This window comes from Immundisolibacter cernigliae, from assembly GCF_001697225.1.
In the GTDB taxonomy this organism is placed as follows: Bacteria; Pseudomonadota; Gammaproteobacteria; order Immundisolibacterales; family Immundisolibacteraceae; genus Immundisolibacter; species Immundisolibacter cernigliae.
Genome location: NZ_CP014671.1, coordinates 1,930,118 through 1,946,628, shown reverse-complemented (window position 1 = coordinate 1,946,628; position 16,511 = coordinate 1,930,118). Strand labels below are relative to the sequence as shown.

The following is a 16,511-nucleotide window of genomic DNA, read 5'->3' as shown; positions in this document are numbered from 1 at the left end:
GCCGGCCGCCGGCCCGATGCGATCCAAGGCTTCCATGACTTCAACCGATACCGCGCCAGCGCCGCGCTGCGCTGCCGAGCCGATGCAGTACGACGTGGTGATCGCCGGCGCCGGGCTGCACGGTGGATTGATCGCGCTGGCCTTGCTGGACGCCGAGCCGACCCTGCGCCTGGCACTGGTCGAGCGCGCCGACCGGCCGGCCGGCAATCACACCTGGTGTTTTCACCGCGCCGACGCGCCGCCGGACATCGGCGCCTGGTTTGCGCGCCTGCCGTTGATCGGCTGGCCCGGCTATCGGGTGGCATTTCCGGGCTTCGGGCGCACACTTGACCTTCCCTACTGCTGTCTCACGTCCGAAGCTCTGGCCGCTGCCCTGAAGGACGCTTTCGCCGCTCATGCGACGGCGCGATTGATCACCGGCTGCGCAGTGACGACGCTGGATGCGGACGGGGTCACGCTGGCCGATGGCAGCCAGCTGCGCGCGCCGCTGGTGATCGATGCCCGGGCTATGGCGGGCCGTGCCGAGGGCGGCGGATATCAGAAATTCCTGGGCCTGGAGGTTGAGCTCGATGCCGACAGCGGTCTGGACCGGCCTGTGCTGATGGACGCCTGCGTGGCGCAGGGGCAGCAGTTCCGTTTCATGTACGTGCTGCCGCTGGCGCCGCGGCGGCTGCTGATCGAGGACACCGCCTTCGCCCGCACACCCGAGCTGGACCCCGCGCAGCGACGCGCCGCGATCCACGCCTACGCGGCGGCCAGCGGCTGGCGCATCAGTGCCGTGCTGCGCGAGGAAAGCGGCCTGCTGCCGATGCCCTGGCGGGGCATGCCGCCGGCGCCGCGGATGCCGCTTACGGTCGGTTATGCCGGTGGCTGGTTTCATCCGGCTACCGGCTATTCCGCGCCCAGCGCGCTGCGCCTGGCGGCGCTGCTGGCGCGTCACCGGCGCGACCCGCTGCCCGCCCTGCGGACCGAATGGCGGCGCCACCGGCGGCGCTTTCGTCTGGGGCTGGTGCTCAACTGGCTGGCGTTTTGCTGCTTCCGGCCGGATTTGATGTGGCAGCCGTTCGCGCGCTTTTACCATCTGCCGTTGCCGGTGATCGCCCGCTTCTGCAGCCTGCAGAGCACGGCGCTGGATGTGGCGCGTCTGCTGGTCGGGCGCCCGCCGCGCGGCTTTGGCAGTGCCTGGCGGGCCGGGCAGCACACCTCGGAGGTCGGTTGATGAAAGCCCTGGCAGTCTCGGCGTCCGCGCTTTCGATGGTCTCGGAACGTCCCCATGCCGTCGGGCCGCAGCAGCGCCGCGCCGCAAGTGCCGCCGACGCGCTGGCCGATCTCGATCTGGGCGCGTTCTTCGAGCGCCGGGTCAGTGACCTGCCTGGCGCCGAGGGGGTGTGTGGCCTGGTCTGGCAGGAGACCCTGTACCGGCCGTTGGCGCAGTTCCTGTCCCGGCCGGGCAAGCTGCTGCGCGCGCGCCTGCTGAACCACGGCTGGCGCCTGGTCGACGGGCGCGGCGAGCCATCGCAGGCGCTGTGCCTGCTGCCGGAAATCCTGCACAGCGCGTCGTTGATCGTGGACGACATCCAGGACGGCGCCGAGTGCCGCCGCGGCGGTCCGGCGCTGCACCGCCTGATCGGCCCCGAACGGGCGCTGAACGCCGCCAACTGGCTGTATTTCTGGCCCTACACGCTGCTGGAGGAAATGCCCCTGCCGGCGTCGCGGCGCCGCCGCGCTGCGCAGCTGATCACCGCGGCGCTGCTGGATTGCCACCGCGGACAGGCGCTCGACCTTGGCGTGCAGGTGTGGACCCTGCCGCAGCATTCGGTGGCGTCGCTGGTGGCGGAACAAAGCCGCCTCAAGACCGGCTGCCTCACGGCGCTGTGCACTGGGCTTGGCGCGCTCAGCGCCGGCGGCAGCCCGCGTCGCGTGGCGCTGCTCATGCGGTTCGGCGAGCAGGTGGGCGTGGCGCTGCAAATGCTGGACGACCTCACCGCCGTGCTGCCGGCCCGGCACGACAAGGCCGGCGAGGACCTGCGTTTCGGGCGACCGACCTGGGTCTGGTCCATCGCCGCACAGCACTGTGACGAGAAGGAGTACCGGATGTTGACGGAGCTAGCCCGCGCGTGCGCTGGGGGCGCCGATTGGCGACCGATCTGCGCGCTGCTGGCCGACATCGTCGGCGACGCCGGTCTGGCCCGCGCGCATGAAACCCTGGCCAGGGCAGGCGACCTGCTTGCCGGCGCTTCGCTGCCGGAGGCGGCGGTGCGCGACGTGATGACCGATCTTGCCGGTCTGGAGCGCGCATATGGCTGAGCAGCATGCGGCGGTGATCGGCAGTGGCTTTGGCGGGCTGGCGGCAGCCATCCGCCTGCAGGCGCGCGGCATCAGCACCACCCTCTTCGAGGCCCGCGACCTGCCCGGCGGACGCGCCTACACCTTCAGTGAAGGCGGGCACGTGTTCGACATGGGCCCGACGCTGGTCACCGCGCCGCAGTGCCTGGAAGAGCTGTTCGCGCTGGCCGGCGCGCGCCTGCACGAGCGCGTCGAGCTGCTGCCGCTCGATCCGTTCTACCGCCTGCAGTGGGAGGACGGCACGCACTTCGAGGCCTTTGCCGACCCCGAGCAGCTGGCGCAGGAGATCGAGCGCATCGCGCCCGGTGACGGGCCCGGCTACGCGCGCTTTGCCCGCTACAGCGAGGCGGTGTACCGCGAGGGTTACGAGAACCTGGCCGGGGCGCCGTTCGTCACGCTGGCCAGCATGTTGCGGTCACTGCCCAAGCTGGTCGGCCTGCGCGCCGAGCGCTCCGTGTACGGGGCGGTGCGCCGGCACGTGCGCTCGGACAAGCTGCGCCAGGCGCTGTCGTTTCACCCGCTGTTCGTCGGCGGCGACCCGTTCGCCACCTCCGCCATCTACGCCCTCATCAATCATCTCGAACGCACGCATGGCGTTTGGTTCGTGCGCGGCGGCACGCACGCCCTGGTGCGCGCCATGGTGGCGCTGTTCGAGGAGCTGGGCGGGGAGCTGCGCCTGTCCTGCCCGGTGCACAGTGCGCGCCTGGACGGCCGCCACCACTGCCTGACGCACGCCGGCGGCGAGCAGCGCTTCGATCTGGTGGTCTCGAATGCCGATGTGATGCACACCTACAGCCGGCTGTACGGGCAGCTGCCGCGCGGCCGGCGCATGGCCCGGCGGCTGGCCCGCTCGCGCTGGTCGATGGGGCTGTTCGTGCTCTATTTCGGCACCGACCGCCTGTACCGCGACCAGGTGCGCCACCACACCATCCTGTTTGGCCCGCGCTACCGCGAACTGGTGCGCGAGATCTTCAACGGGCACCACCTGCCGGACGATTTCAGCCTGTACCTGCACGCGCCGACGGTGACCGACCCGCAGCTGGCGCCGCCCGGCGGCGACACCTTCTACGCCCTGTCGCCGGTGCCGCACCTGGGCAATGCGGACATCGACTGGGACCGTGTCGGCGCCGAGTACGCCGAGCGCATCCTGGCCTACCTGGAGGCGCACGCCATGCCCGGCCTGCGTGCGCACGTCACGGTCAAGCGCTGGATGACACCGCGCGATTTCGAGCGCGAGCTGGGCGCCTTTCACGGCAACGGCTTCTCGCTGGCGCCGGTGCTGTGGCAAAGCGCGTACCTGCGCCCGCACAACCGCGATCGGCACATTCCAGGCCTGTATCTGGTCGGCGCCGGCACGCATCCGGGCGCCGGCATGCCAGGCGTTATCAACTCGGCCAAGGCCGCCATGACGCTGGTGGACGAGGATTTCCCGCGATGAACGCGCCGCTGGCCGCCTTCATCCAGCACCACTCCAAGAGCTTTGCGCTGGCGTCGCGGCTGCTGCCGCCGGCGGTGCGCGCCGACGTGCTGGTGCTGTACGCCTGGTGTCGGCGCGCCGACGACACGGTGGATCTGGCGGCCGATCCGGCAACCGGCCTGGCGCGCCTGCAAGCCGAGCTCGATGCCGTTTACGCAGGCCGCCCGGCGGCCGACCCATTGCTGGAAGCCTTCGCGCAGCTGGTGCGCCGCTGCGCATTGCCGCGCCATTACCCGCAGGAACTGCTGGCCGGCATGGCCATGGACCTCGAACCGGCGCTGTATGCCGACCACGCGGCGCTGGCGCTGTACTGCTACCGCGTGGCCGGCGTGGTGGGGCTGATGATGTGTCACGTGATGCGCGTGGCCGACGACGCCGCCCTGGAACAGGCGGCGCAGCTGGGCATGGCCATGCAACTGACCAACATTTGCCGCGACGTGGCCGAGGACTGGCAGCGCGGGCGCCTGTACCTGCCGTACCGGGCGCTGGGTTTTGCCGACGAGGCCGCCGTGCGCGCGGCGCTGGCGGGGCCGATCGACGCCGAGCTTGCCGCCCGCCTGCCGGCGCAGGTGCGAGGCGTGCTGGCGCGGGCGGACGCCTATTACCGGGTCGGCATGGGCGGCATCGGCGCGCTCGACTGGCGCTGCGGGCTGGCGGTGCGGGCTGCGGCAGGCATTTACCGCGGCATCGGTACGGCGCTGGCGCGCCAGGGCTACCAGCCACTCGCCGGGCGCGCCTACCTGCCCGGCTGGCGCAAGGCCGGGCAGGTGCTGCTGGCGCTGGCCGGTCAGTGCGGCGCCGTGGTGGGTGCGCGCGCCGCCACCCGCGTGCCGGCGCGGCAGGTCGAGTTCGGGCCCGAGCTGTGTCTGTAGCGCGCGGCGTCGGGCTGGTGTTGTTGTTGGGTCTGGCAGGGCAGGGCAAGGCCATGGATGTGGACGTCATCGCACGCGGTCTGCGCAACCACGAAGGCAGCGTGCTGTTTGCGCTGTTCATCGAGCCGCGCGGTTTCCCGGGCCGCGGCGAGCTGGCCGCCATGCGGGTGGAAGTGCCGATCGACGCCGATCAGGTGCAGGCCCGCTTCAGCGACGTGCCGGACGGTCAGGCGCTGGCGGTGGCGGTGCTGCACGACGAGGACGGCGACAAGCGCATGGCCACCGGCCTGTTCGGCATGCCAAAGGAAGGCTTTGGGGTGTCCAGAAACCCGCGCATCCTGTTCGGCCCGCCGCGCTTCGAGGATGCGCGCCTGGTGCCGGTGCCGGGACAGCCCATCATCATCGACATGAAGTACTTCTGAGCATGGAAAAGCCCGCCGTCCCGAACGCCTTCGACGCCGTGGCGCCGCGCTACGACCTGATGTGCCGGCTCAATCCGGGTTACATGGGCATGCTCGGCGACGCGGCGCGGGCGCTGGCACCGCTGCCGCAGCCGCGGCTGTTGGACCTGTGCTGCGGCAGCGGTCTTTCGACGCAGGCGCTGCGCCGGGCGCATCCGGGCGTGCCGATCGTCGCCCTGGACGGCTCGCTGGGCATGCTCGAACAGGCGCGGCGCAAGCCGCTGGCGCCGATCGAGTTCGTGCACGGCGATGCGCAGGTGCCGCAAGACAGTCTTAACGGTCCGTTCGGCGGCATCCTGATGAGCTACGGCCTGCGCAACGTGGCCGATCCGGACGCGTCGCTGGCGCAGCTGCGCGGCCTGCTGGCGCCCGGCGGCCTGCTGGCCGTCCACGACTACAGCCTGGCCGGTCCTGGCGCCGAGCGGCTGTGGACGTTCATGTGCCGGGCCGTGGTGCGGCCGTTTTGCGCCGCCGTGTCGGGTGCGCCGCAGCTGTTCGAGTACCTGGAACGCAGCGTGCTCGACTTCGACCGCCGCGACGCGCTGGCGGCGCGCATCCGCAACGCCGGTTTCGAGCTGTTGCGCGTCATTCCCGGACGCCTGTGGCAGCGGCAGATCGTGCACACCTTCGTTGCCCGGCGGCCGACGTGAAGGTCTTCGAGCAGTCGCGTTTCGGCCGCGCCCGGCTCGAAGCGCCGCTGCGCGTGGCGGTGCTCGGCGGCGGGCTGGCCGGCGTGGCGGCGGCCTGTGTGCTGGCCGAGCGCGGCGCGCAGGTGACGCTCATCGAACGCGAGGCGGGCCTCGGTGGCCGGCTGGCGGCCTGGCCGGTGCAGGTCGCCGGCGAGACTTTCGAAATGGACCGCGGCTTTCACGCCTTCTTCCGGCACTACTACAACCTGCGTGCGCTGCTGCGCCGGGTAGACCCGGCACTCGATGGCCTGCTGCCGCTCACCGACTACCCGATCCTGACGCCGGCCGGGCCGCTGAGCTTTGCCAATCTGCCGGCCAATCCGCTGCTGACGCTGTGGCCGCTGATGCGCCAGGTGGGCCTTGGCCTGCGTGACCTGCGCCGGGTGCGCGTCGGCTACGCGCTGGCCATGCTCGGCTGGCATCCGCGGCGCACGCCGGCGCGCTGGGACGGCATCAGCGCCGAGCAGTGGCTGCAGGGCCTGAATTTCCCGCCGGCGGCGCGCCTGCGCCTGCTGGACGTGTTCGCGCACAGCTTCTTCAACCCGACCGGCGAGTTCTCGGCCGCCGACCTGCTGATGCTGTTTCACTACTACTTCTTCGGCAACCGCGAGGGGCTGGTGTTCGATGTGGCGCGCCGGCCGTTCGGGCAATGGCTGTGGCAGCCGTTCGAGCAACATCTGACGGCGCTTGGCGTGCAGCTGCGCCTGGGCTGTGCGGTGCAGGCCGTCGGGCGCCAGGATGCCGGCTGGCAGGTGCGGGCGGGCGACGACACGCTGGCGGCGGATGCGGTGGTGCTGACGCTCGACGTGCCGGGCCTGCGGGCGCTGCTGGATGCCAGTCCCGCGCTGGCCGGCGCCGTTTCGGGCCCACTGCGCGCGCAGCAGGCCACGCGGCCGTTCGCGGTATGGCGGCTGTGGCTGGACCGGCCGGTGGCGGCCGGGCGCGCCGCTTTCGCCGGCACCGCCGGCTACGACATTCTCGACAACGTGTCCGTGTACAGCGCCTTCCACGAGCCGAGCCGGGACTGGGCCGCGCGCCACGGCGGCGCGGTGCTGGAGCTGCACGGCTACGGTCTTGATTGTGACGACGAGGCCGAACTGCGCCAGCGTCTGCTGGCCGCCCTGCACGTCGTGTATCCGGAAACCGCGCCGGCGCAGGTGCTCGGTGAGCAGTTCCTGCTGCGCGCCGACTGCCCGGCCTTTCCGCCCGGCAGCGCCGCCACACGGCCGGGCGTGACTACGGCCGATTCGTCGCTGCTGGTGGCCGGTGATCACGTGCGCCTGCCGTTTGCCTGCGCGCTGATGGAGCGGGCCGTGGCTTCCGGCACGCTGGCGGCCAATGCGCTGCTGGCCACCCGCCAGGTGGACCCGGCGCCGCTGTGGGTCGGGCCGCAGCGCGGCCTGCTGGCGTCGCCGCTGAGGGCCGCCTGATGCGCCGCACCAAAGACCGGCACGGCCGTCGCCTGTGGCTGTTCGGGCAGGACCTGGGCGTGCTGCCCGCGGCCGAGCAGCCGGACTGGCAGGCGGCCGAGCCGCGCTGGATCGCCGGCGCGCTGCGCCGGGCGCTGGCGCGTCCGGCGGGCGGTTGGCACGTAGTGGCGGCTTCCAGTGCGCTGGGTGACAAGCCGCTTTCGGTGCAGGTGCTCGGTCACTCGCTGGTGCTCTGGCGCAGTGCACAGGGCGTGTACGCGACGCACGACCGGTGCCCGCACCTGGGCGCGCGCTGGTCGGACGGGCAGGTGGCGGACGGGCGCCTGACCTGCCCCTGGCACGGCCTGGCGTTCGACGTGGCGGCGCCGTGCAGCCCGCTGCTGCCGGCGCACGACGACGGCGTGCTGGTGTGGGTGCAGTTGCCGGGCGAGGCGCTGCTGCCGGCGCCGGTGTTGCCGCTGCGCCCGGCGCAGGCGCTGGTGTCGGTGATGACGCTGCCGGCGCGCTGCACGCCGCGCGAGGTGCTGGAGAACCGCCTCGATCCCTGGCACGGCGCGCACTTCCACCGCCATTCCTTCGCCCGCCTGGCGGTGCTCGAGCGCGCTGAGGACAGCATCACCGTGCGCGTGGCCTTTCGCGTCGCCGGTCCCCTGGCAATCGAGGTCGACGCACGTTTTGACTGCCCGCAGGCGCGCTGCATCGCCATGACCATCGTCGACGGCGAGGGCGCGGGCTCGGTGGTGGAGACGCACGGCACGGCGCTGGGGACGGATCGCTGTCAGATCACCGAGGCGGTGTTCGCCACCTCATCGCGGCCGGGTTTTGCCGTGGCGCGCCGGCTCGGCGCGCTGATCGCGCCGTACATGCGTTTCGCGGCCCGGCGCCTGTGGGCGGAGGATGCCGCCTACTGCGAGCGCCGCTACGACTTGCGCCAAGAGGCCGCCACCGGCCGGCCGGCCGGGCACATTCCCTCATGTCAGCCGCAGGAGTCCCCCAATGAACACGAACCTGCTCGATAGCATCCACACGCCCGCCAACCTGCGCGAGCTGCCGGCGTCCGCGCTGACCGAGGTGGCCGCGGCATTGCGCGAGGAGATCGTCACCCAGGTGGCGCGCAGCGGCGGGCATCTGGCATCCAGTCTGGGCGCCGTGGAACTGCTGCTGGCGCTGCACTATGTGTTCGACACGCCGCACGACCGCCTGGTGCTGGACGTTGGCCACCAGGGCTACGCGCACAAGCTGCTGACCGGGCGGCGCGAACAGTTTGCGAGCATCGGCAAGGAGGGCGGCCCGGCCAAGTTCCTGCGCCGCAGCGAGTCGCCGTTCGATACCTTCGGCGCCGGCCACGCCGGCACCTCGATTTCGGCGGCGTTGGGCATGGCGCGCGGGCTTCAGGCTGCCGGGGAGGATGCCTGCGCGGTGGCGCTGATCGGCGATGGTGCCCTCACCGCCGGCATGGCGCTGGAGGCGCTGAACCACGCCGGGCACATCAAGCAGTCCAATCTGCTGGTGGTGCTCAACGACAACGAGATGTCCATCGAACCGAACGTCGGCGCGATCGGCGCCCTTCTGTCGCGCACCCTGTCGGCGCCCTCGGCGCGGCGCCTGCGCCGACTGGCGAAGGACATGCTGGCGCCCCTGCCGCAACCGCTGCAGCAGCTGGCGCGGCGCGCGGAGCAATCCGCCAAGGCTTTGCTGACGCCGGCTACGCTGTTCGAGGCCTTCGGTTTCCGTTACATCGGGCCGGTGTCCGGACACGACCTGCCGGCACTGCTGCGAACCCTGGGTAACGCGCGCAGCATGCTCGGCAACGGCGAGGGACCGGTGCTGGTGCACGCCATCACGCGCAAGGGCGCCGGTTACGCGCCGGCCGAGCAGGACCCGCTCAAGTACCACGGCGTGACGCCCTTCGATGCCGCGACCGGCCAGATGCCCAAGCCGGCCGCGCCGGCGCCGTCCTACACCGCCGTCTTTGCCGATGCCCTGCTGGAGCTCGCGCAGGCGGACCCGCGCATCGTGGCGATCACCGCCGCCATGGCCGGCGGTACGGGGCTGAGCCGGTTTGCCGAGGCGTTGCCGGAGCAGTTCTTCGACGTCGGCATCGCCGAGCAGCACGCCGTGACCTTTGCGGCTGGGTTGGCCACCACGGGCCGCAAGCCGGTCGCCGCCATCTACTCGACCTTCCTGCAGCGCGGCTTCGACCAGATCGTGCACGACGTGTGCCTGCAAAACCTGGACGTGACCTTTGCGCTGGACCGCGCCGGGCTGGTGGGCGCCGACGGCGCCACGCATCAGGGGCTGTACGACATCGCCTACCTGCGCTGCCTGCCCAACATGGTGCTGATGGCGCCCAAGGACGAGAACGAGCTGCGGCACATGCTGCGCACCGCCATCGAATATCCGGGGCCGGTGGCGCTGCGCTACCCGCGCGGCAACGGCCTGGGTGTGCCGCTGGATGCCGACATCCGGGCGCTGCCAATCGGTCGCGGCGAGCTGCTGCGCGAGGGTGACGATCTGGCCATCGTGGCGCTGGGCACGCGCGTGGCGCCGGCGCTGGCCGCAGCCGAGCGCCTGGCGGCGCAGGGCATCGAGGCGGCGGTGTTCAACGCCCGCTTCGTCAAGCCGCTCGACCTGCCGGCCATCGCGCAGCTGGTGCGCCACTGCGGGGCGCTGCTGACGGTGGAAGAACACGCCCTGGCCGGCGGCTTTGGCAGCGCCGTGCTGGAGGCCCTGGCGGGCGAGGGGATCAGCGTGCCGGCGCGGCTGCTGGCGGTGCCGGACCGGCTGGTCGAGCACGGCGATCCGGCGGCGCAGTTGGCCGAGTTCGGTCTCGATGTCGCCGGTATTGCCGCCGCTGGACGGGCCCTGGTGAGCAGCCTGCCCGGATGCATTGCAACGCCCAACCTGCGCACGGCGGGACGCTGAGCGGGCGATTCTCGCGCGCGGTACTGTTAAGGAAACGCTGATTTATTCCCTCCCGTTGGAGGCATGAGACCTTGGTCCTGAGACAATGTGACCTGGTCCGCAGCGGTGGTGAGCAGACGTCATGCAAACGAGCTTTTCCGACCTCGAGTACGCCGGCAAGAAGAAGCAGACGCGCCGCGAGCGCTTCCTGGCGCAGCTGCAGGCGGTGACGCCGTGGGCGCAGCTGGAGGCGGCGCTGGCGCCGTTCTACCCGGCCGGCAAGGGCCCGGGCCGCCCGCCGCTGGGGCTGTCGCGCATGCTGCGCATGTACGTGGCGCAGCAGTGCTTTGGGCTGTCGGACGAGGGCATCGAGGACGCCGTGTACGACAGCCACGCCATCCGCTGCTTCATCGGCATCGACCTGGCCCGCGAGGCGGCGCCGGATGCGACCACGCTGCTGAAGTTCCGCCGCCTGCTGGAAGATCAGGGTCTGAGCCGGGTGATCTTCGAGACGATTCGCGATCACCTGGCCCGCCAGGGCCTGCTGCTGCGTGAGGGCACCCTCGTGGATGCGACGCTGATCGCCGCCCCGCCGTCGACCAAGAACCGCGACCGGGCGCGCGATCCGGACATGCATCAGGCCAAGAAGGGGAACCAGTGGCACTTTGGCATGAAGGCGCACATCGGGGTCGACCTGGACTCGGGGCTGGTGCACACGGTGCTGACCACGCCGGCCAACGTCAACGACGTGACCCAGGCGCACGCCCTGCTGCACGGGCAGGAAACGGACGCGCTGGGCGATGCCGGCTACCAGGGCGTAGCCAAGCGCCCGGAGAATCGGGACACGCCGGTCACCTGGCACGTGGCGCTGCGCCCGGGCGTGCGCCGGGCCCTGCCCGATGACGCGCTGGGCCGCCTGCAGGAACGGATCGAACAGGTCAAGGCGAGCCTGCGGGCCAAGGTCGAGCATCCGTTTCACATCATCAAGAACCTGTTCAAGCACCGCAAGGCGCGTTACCGGGGGCTGGCCAAGAACCAGGCGCAGCTGTTCACGCTGTTCGGCCTGGCCAACGTGGTGATTGCCGGCTGGCGCCTTCGGGCGCGGCACACCCTCCGTGCGTCCTGAGGGAGCCCAAAACCGGAATATCCGGCCAGAACACGCACATTGGCCCGATCCACACCCGAAAACGGGCCGTTTTTCCCCAGGGGCGGTCACGCGTCAGCGCCGTCATGTCCATAGCGCTGGTTTCGGGGGATTGATCAGCGTTTCCTTAAAGCTTCGCGGCGAGGGCGCCGCTCCCACGGCGGCGCCCTGTCATGTCAGGCTCGCCCTCGGGCCGAACGAGTCCGCGTCAGCCAGCACCCGCCAATGCCCGCATCGTTTCGGTGTCAGCGTGCCGGTTCCAGGCTGAAACCCGCATAACCGGCGGCGGCCACCTGCTGCAGTGTGGCGAAATACTGCGGCGCGTCCAGGTGCACCGGAAACTGGCGGTGTTTGCCCGGTATGTTGGCGCCGGTGTACCAGGAGTCGGTGCGCGGAAACAGGGTCTGGTCGGCGATGTCGGCCACGGTCCTGCCCCACTCCAGGTCGACGCCGGGGGCGGCTTCGATGCCGCCCAGGCTGCGCTCTTGCAGGTCGGCGATGCAGTCGCGGATCCACTCGGCCTGTCGTTCGGCGCCCAGCGGCATGTTGTACAGCACCGACGGCGACTCCGGGCCGTGGATCATGAACAGGTTCGGAAAGCCGCGCACGGCGAGCCCAAGGTAGGTGCTGAACCGCCCGGCCCAGGCCTCGGCCAGCGGCAGGCCGCCGCGCCCGCGCGGGTTCAGGCGCGTCAGCGCGCCGGTGATGGCGTCAAAGCCGGTGGCCAGGACCAGCATGTCGAGCGCATGCTCGCCGCGCTCGGTGCGCACGCCCTGCGGCGTGATCTCGATGATCGGGTTCTCGCGCAGGTCGACCAGGGTGACGTTGGATCGGTTGTAGGTTTCGTAGTAACCCTCGTCCAGGATCAGGCGCTTGGTGCCGATGGGGTAATCGGGCAGCAGGCGGCGGGCGATGTCCGGGTCGTGCACCGCGCGACGGATTTTTTCGCGCACGAACTCGCACAGCGTCGCGTTGGACTCGGCGTTGCTCATCAGGTCGCCGTAGGTGCCAAACGCGATGCCGAGCCCGCCCCGTTGCCAGTGTTCCTCGTAGAGCGCCTCGCGCTGCTGTGGGGAATCCTCCAGCGCCGAGCGGGTCGGCGACGGGAACGGCGTGCCGGCCAGCGTTTCCAGCATCATGGCGCGCAGCAGCGGCCACTGTTCGCGGGTGTCTCGCCTGAACGCCGCGTCGAGCGGGCGGTTGCGCGCCGGGATGGCGTACTGGGGCGTGCGCTGGAACACGCTCAAGTGCGCCGCCGTGCGGGCGATGACCGGGATGGCCTGCACGCCGGACGAGCCGGTGCCGATGATGCCGACCCGCTTGCCGGCGAAGTCGACTGGCCGCTGCGGCCACAGGCCGGTGTGGTAGCACTCGCCGGCGAAGCGGTCCAGGCCGGGAATGTTGGGACGGTTGGCGGCCGACAGGGCGCCGGTGGCACAGATCAGGAACCGCGCGCTGACGCGCTCGCCGGTGGCGATGTCCAGCTGCCAGCGCTGCGCGGCCTCGTCATAGCGGGCGGCGGTGACGCGGGCGCGCAGTTCGATGTCCCGCCGCAGGTCGAAGCGGTCCGCGACATGGTTCAGATAGGCCAGCACCGAGGGCTGGTCGGGCTGGCTTTCCGGCCAGTCCCAGTCGCGCACCAGTTCGCGCGAGAAGGTGTAGCAGTAGTAGGGCCCGCCGGGAAAATCCACCCGCGCGCCCGGGTAGCGGTTCCAGGCCCAGGTGCCGCCGACGCTGTCGGCGTCGTCGTAGGCCCGCACCTTCAGTCCCAGTCCACGCAGCAGGTGCAGGGCGTACATGCCGCCGAATCCGGCGCCGATGACGACGGCATCCAGCGAGTGGTGTTCGGTGTCGGGCATGGCTCTCCTCCTTGTCGGTTGCGGCGCCCTCCGCCGTGACAGAACCATCCGCCGCCGGCGTTGAACGCGAGCTCAGGCGGCGTCGGGACGCTTCAGGATCAGCAAGCCGGACACCGCCTTCACGCACAGGCTGCCCTCGGCGTCCAGGATTTCGCCCTCCACATAGCCGGTGCGGGCGCCGACGCGGATGACCCTGCCGATGGCGGTGATGTCGCCGCCGGTGATCGGGCGCAGGTAGTTCAGCGTCAGGCTGGTGGTGGTCCACACGGTTTTCAGATCCGGGAAGGTCGCCATCATGGCGTAGCCGACTGCTTCGTCAACATATACGGCCATCACGCCGCCCTGCACCGAGCCGCGCGGATTGCACCAGCGCAGGTCGAACGGGAACACCAGGCGCGCGAAGTTGGGCGCCGATTCGGCGATGTAGCCGCCGAACTGCGCCATGGTCGGTGGGCGGTCGAGGTCGATCGTGGTCAGGTCCGGCTTGGCGGAGGGCGTTGTCATGGCTTATTTGCCGGCCACTTGTGAGCGCAACATGCGCCGGCTGACCTTGCCGGTGTTGCCGCGCGGCAGTTCGGTGACCAGGCGGTATTCGCGCGGGCGCTTGTAGTGGGAAAGGTCGGTGGCCTCGACGTAGGCCTTGAGCTGCTCGGGCGTCACCGGCTCCTTGGCCACCACGTAGGCGACGATGCGCTGGCCCCATTGTTCGTCCGGAATGCCGATCACCACGCACTCGCTGACCGCCGGGTGGCTGAGCACGGCCTCCTCGACCTGACTCGGCAGCACGTTGATGCCGCCGGAGATGATCATGTCGTCGATGCGCCCGCGCAGGTACAGGTAGTTGTCCTCATCCAGCACGCCCATGTCGCCGGAGCGCCACCAGCCGTCCTCGAAGATCTTGCGGGCCAGGGCCGGCTGGTCCCACACCTGATCGGCCACCGAAAGACCGCGGATGATGACCTCGCCTTCCTCGCCGGGGGGCACTTCATCGGTCAGGGCACCGCCGGGCCGGATGACGCGCACGTCGGCGTTGATGAACGGCTTGCCGACGCTTTCCTGCTTGCTGGGGTCGCGGTAGTCCTCGTTGAACATGATGGTGCCGCCGGCGCAGGAGCCGGTTTCGGTGGTGCCGTAGATGTTGATGACGTTGTTGCAGATCTTGTCGCGCACCAGGCCCATGGTGCGGGTGTCCATCGGCTCGCCGGCGTAGCCGGCCTTGCGCACAGCCGACAGGTCGTAGTGGTCCAGGTTCTCCCGGAACAGCATGCGCCACACGGTTGGCACCAGGAATACGAAGGTCGCCCGCTCGTCCTGCACTTTTTGCAGGAAGCGCTTCGGATCCCAGACCGCCATGAACACCACTTTGCCGCCCGCGTTCAGGTACGGCATGGTGCAGTTGTACCAGCCGATGAATGCCGTGGTGGAGGCGTTGATGATGGCCGCGTGGGGGTTGGCGTCGAACACGAAGGCGCCGCCACGCGCGCTTTCGATCTGCGTGCGGTGGGTGTGCATGATGCCCTTGGGCACGCCGGTGGTGCCGGACGACAGGGCGATCATCGACGTGTCGTGGCTGAAGATCGGCATAGGCTCGAAATCGAGCGTGTAGTCGGCCAGGTCGCGCGGGATGATCGGATCGGGGCCGCCGATCTTGTCCGGCGGGGTCAGTTCCGATACGGCGCGGATGCCGTGGCTGACCAGGGGCGCCAGGCGGCGCAGCTCCTCGGCCAGTTCGTCGAGCGCGCCGTCGTAGACCAGCACCCGCGGGGAAAGGCGTTCGAGCACGGCCGCCAGAATCTTGGGCGATTCGCGCAGGTGCAATGCGGACGGGATGGCGCCCAGCTCGAAGGCGCCGAACAGCGCCACCACGTGCTGCACCGACGGGTACATCAGCAGCGCCACGCGGTCGCCCTTGCGCACGCCGCGGGTGTGCAGCAGCTTGGCCATGCGCTGCACCTGATCCTTCAGCTGCGCGTAGGTGTAACGGTACAGGTCGTCCACCACGGCTTCGTTGTTCGGAAACCACTTGGCCGCGCGGTGCAGCATTTCGCGCAGGTTGGTGTCGCGTGTCATCGTGTCCCCTCTGGAAGCCGCGGTGGGTCGTCCTGACGAAAACGTCGGCGGTTCGTCCGTGAACCGCCGTGTGTCCCGCCGGTGCCGCGGGTGCCTGGCTCAGTACGAGCGTGGCATGCCCAGATCGTGCTGGGCAATGTAGTTGAGCGTCATCTCGTCGGTGACCGGCGCGATGCGGTTCAGGCGCAGGTTGCGGTAGTGCCGCTCGATGCCCGACTCGCTGATGTAGCCGGCGCCACCCAGGGTCTGGATGGCCCGATCGGCTGCATACAGCGAGGCATGCGCCGCCGCGTACTTGGCCGACGTCGCCTGCACGCCGCATTCCCTGCCCTGGTCGTACAGCCAGGCGGCTTCGAAGACTTTCAGGCGCGCGCATTCGAGCTGGATGCGCGCTTCGGCCAGCGGGAACTGCAGGCCCTGGTGGGTGGCCAGCGGCTTGCCCCAGATGGAACGCTCGCTGGCGTACTGCACGGCCTTGCGGATCAGGTAGTTGCCGGTGCCGATGCAGCTGGCGGCAATCGCCAGCCGCTCCGGATTGAGCACCGCGTACAGCGCCTTCCAGCCCTTGCCCTCCTCGCCGACCAGGTTCCTTTCCGGAACCTTGAAGTCGTCGAAGAACACCGCGTTGGTGTCCATGAAGTGGCTGCCCATCTTCTTGAGCGGCCGTGCCTCGATGCCCGGATTGGGCAGGTCACCGACCAGCAGGGACACGCCCTCGGTGCGCCGCGCCGGGTCGTAGGGCGAGGTGCGGCACATGATGCCGATGTGGCTGGCCACCTTGATGTTGGAGATGTACATCTTCTGGCCCTTGACCAGATAGTGCCCATCTTCCTTGCGCGCCTCGGTGCGGATGGTGGTGATGTTGGAGCCGGAGTTCGGCTCCGTGAAGCCACCGGACCACAGATCACCCTTGACGATGCCGGGCAGGTACTTGGCCTTCTGCTCGGGCGTACCGGCCGAGTTGATCAGGCAGCCGCCAAACACCGGCCCGCCGACGAACATGCCGCCGCAGTCGCCGCCATTGCTGGACAGCGCCTCGGCGGCCAGGCACATCTCGACCATGCCCAGGCCACTGCCGCCGTATTCCTCGGGAATGGTGATGCCCAGGATGCCCTGCTCGACCAGGGTGCTCCAGAACTCGCGCGGGAACCCGTACTCCTCGTCGATCTTCTGCCAGTAGCTGTCCTCGAAGCCCTGCGCGATCTTCTCGCACAGGTCGACCAGCATCTGTTGATCCTGACTGAGCGAGAAGTCCATGA

General features: G+C 70.1%; 14 protein-coding genes. 10 read left to right on the top strand and 4 right to left on the bottom strand.

Annotation, left to right across the window (positions count from 1 at the left end):
- Nucleotides 1–34 precede the first annotated feature (34 nt).
- The 10 genes from crtY (at nucleotide 35) to PG2T_RS09165 (ending at nucleotide 11,305) form a co-directional block, all read left to right on the top strand.
- Complete coding sequence (crtY, locus tag PG2T_RS09210; protein WP_158513177.1) at nucleotides 35–1,219, top strand: lycopene beta-cyclase CrtY; 1,185 nt, start codon at nucleotides 35–37, stop codon at nucleotides 1,217–1,219.
- Complete coding sequence (locus PG2T_RS09205; RefSeq protein ID WP_068804441.1) at nucleotides 1,219–2,307, top strand: polyprenyl synthetase family protein; 1,089 nt, start codon at nucleotides 1,219–1,221, stop codon at nucleotides 2,305–2,307. Before crtY ends, PG2T_RS09205 begins: the two co-directional genes overlap by 1 nt.
- Nucleotides 2,300–3,784 (top strand): phytoene desaturase, encoded by a 1,485-nt coding sequence (locus PG2T_RS09200; RefSeq protein WP_068804439.1) that lies wholly within the window; start codon nucleotides 2,300–2,302, stop codon nucleotides 3,782–3,784. The genes PG2T_RS09205 and PG2T_RS09200 overlap by 8 nt, the downstream gene beginning before the upstream one ends.
- Complete coding sequence (locus tag PG2T_RS09195) at nucleotides 3,781–4,695, top strand: phytoene/squalene synthase family protein (RefSeq protein WP_068804437.1); 915 nt, start codon at nucleotides 3,781–3,783, stop codon at nucleotides 4,693–4,695. The genes PG2T_RS09200 and PG2T_RS09195 overlap by 4 nt, the downstream gene beginning before the upstream one ends.
- On the top strand, nucleotides 4,686–5,117 hold the full coding sequence (locus PG2T_RS09190) for a DUF2141 domain-containing protein (RefSeq protein ID WP_202816298.1): 432 nt from the start codon (nucleotides 4,686–4,688) through the stop codon (nucleotides 5,115–5,117). Before PG2T_RS09195 ends, PG2T_RS09190 begins: the two co-directional genes overlap by 10 nt.
- Before the next feature lie 2 nt (nucleotides 5,118–5,119).
- Nucleotides 5,120–5,806, top strand: a complete 687-nt coding sequence (locus tag PG2T_RS09185; RefSeq protein WP_068804433.1) for a class I SAM-dependent methyltransferase — start codon at nucleotides 5,120–5,122, stop codon at nucleotides 5,804–5,806.
- A complete protein-coding gene (locus PG2T_RS09180) occupies nucleotides 5,803–7,275 on the top strand; it encodes an FAD-dependent oxidoreductase (protein WP_068804431.1) in 1,473 nt (490 codons plus the stop codon). Before PG2T_RS09185 ends, PG2T_RS09180 begins: the two co-directional genes overlap by 4 nt.
- A complete protein-coding gene (locus PG2T_RS09175; protein ID WP_083215038.1) occupies nucleotides 7,275–8,294 on the top strand; it encodes a Rieske (2Fe-2S) protein in 1,020 nt (339 codons plus the stop codon). The genes PG2T_RS09180 and PG2T_RS09175 overlap by 1 nt, the downstream gene beginning before the upstream one ends.
- Nucleotides 8,272–10,200, top strand: coding sequence for a 1-deoxy-D-xylulose-5-phosphate synthase (dxs, locus tag PG2T_RS09170; RefSeq protein ID WP_068804427.1), 1,929 nt, complete (start codon nucleotides 8,272–8,274; stop codon nucleotides 10,198–10,200). The genes PG2T_RS09175 and dxs overlap by 23 nt, the downstream gene beginning before the upstream one ends.
- A gap of 121 nt (nucleotides 10,201–10,321) precedes the next feature.
- Entirely contained in the window at nucleotides 10,322–11,305 is a 984-nt protein-coding gene (locus PG2T_RS09165) for an IS5 family transposase (protein WP_068802296.1), read from the top strand.
- Nucleotides 11,306–11,568: 263 nt separating this feature from the next.
- Here the strand turns inward: PG2T_RS09165 and PG2T_RS09160 are convergent, their stop codons facing one another.
- From PG2T_RS09160 to PG2T_RS09145, 4 genes are all read right to left on the bottom strand, one after another.
- Nucleotides 11,569–13,182 (bottom strand): flavin-containing monooxygenase, encoded by a 1,614-nt coding sequence (locus PG2T_RS09160; protein ID WP_068804425.1) that lies wholly within the window; start codon nucleotides 13,180–13,182, stop codon nucleotides 11,569–11,571.
- A 72-nt stretch (nucleotides 13,183–13,254) separates the two neighbouring features.
- Nucleotides 13,255–13,686 (bottom strand): PaaI family thioesterase, encoded by a 432-nt coding sequence (locus PG2T_RS09155; RefSeq protein WP_068804424.1) that lies wholly within the window; start codon nucleotides 13,684–13,686, stop codon nucleotides 13,255–13,257.
- Between the two features lie 3 nt (nucleotides 13,687–13,689).
- The gene (locus PG2T_RS09150) at nucleotides 13,690–15,252 is read right to left on the bottom strand and encodes a class I adenylate-forming enzyme family protein (protein WP_068804422.1); all 1,563 of its coding nucleotides are present in this window, start codon (nucleotides 15,250–15,252) and stop codon (nucleotides 13,690–13,692) included.
- A 99-nt stretch (nucleotides 15,253–15,351) separates the two neighbouring features.
- Nucleotides 15,352–16,509 carry an acyl-CoA dehydrogenase family protein gene (locus PG2T_RS09145; RefSeq protein ID WP_068804420.1) on the bottom strand — a complete coding sequence of 386 codons (1,158 nt, stop codon included), beginning with the start codon at nucleotides 16,507–16,509 and terminating at the stop codon, nucleotides 15,352–15,354.
- Nucleotides 16,510–16,511: the final 2 nt, after the last annotated feature.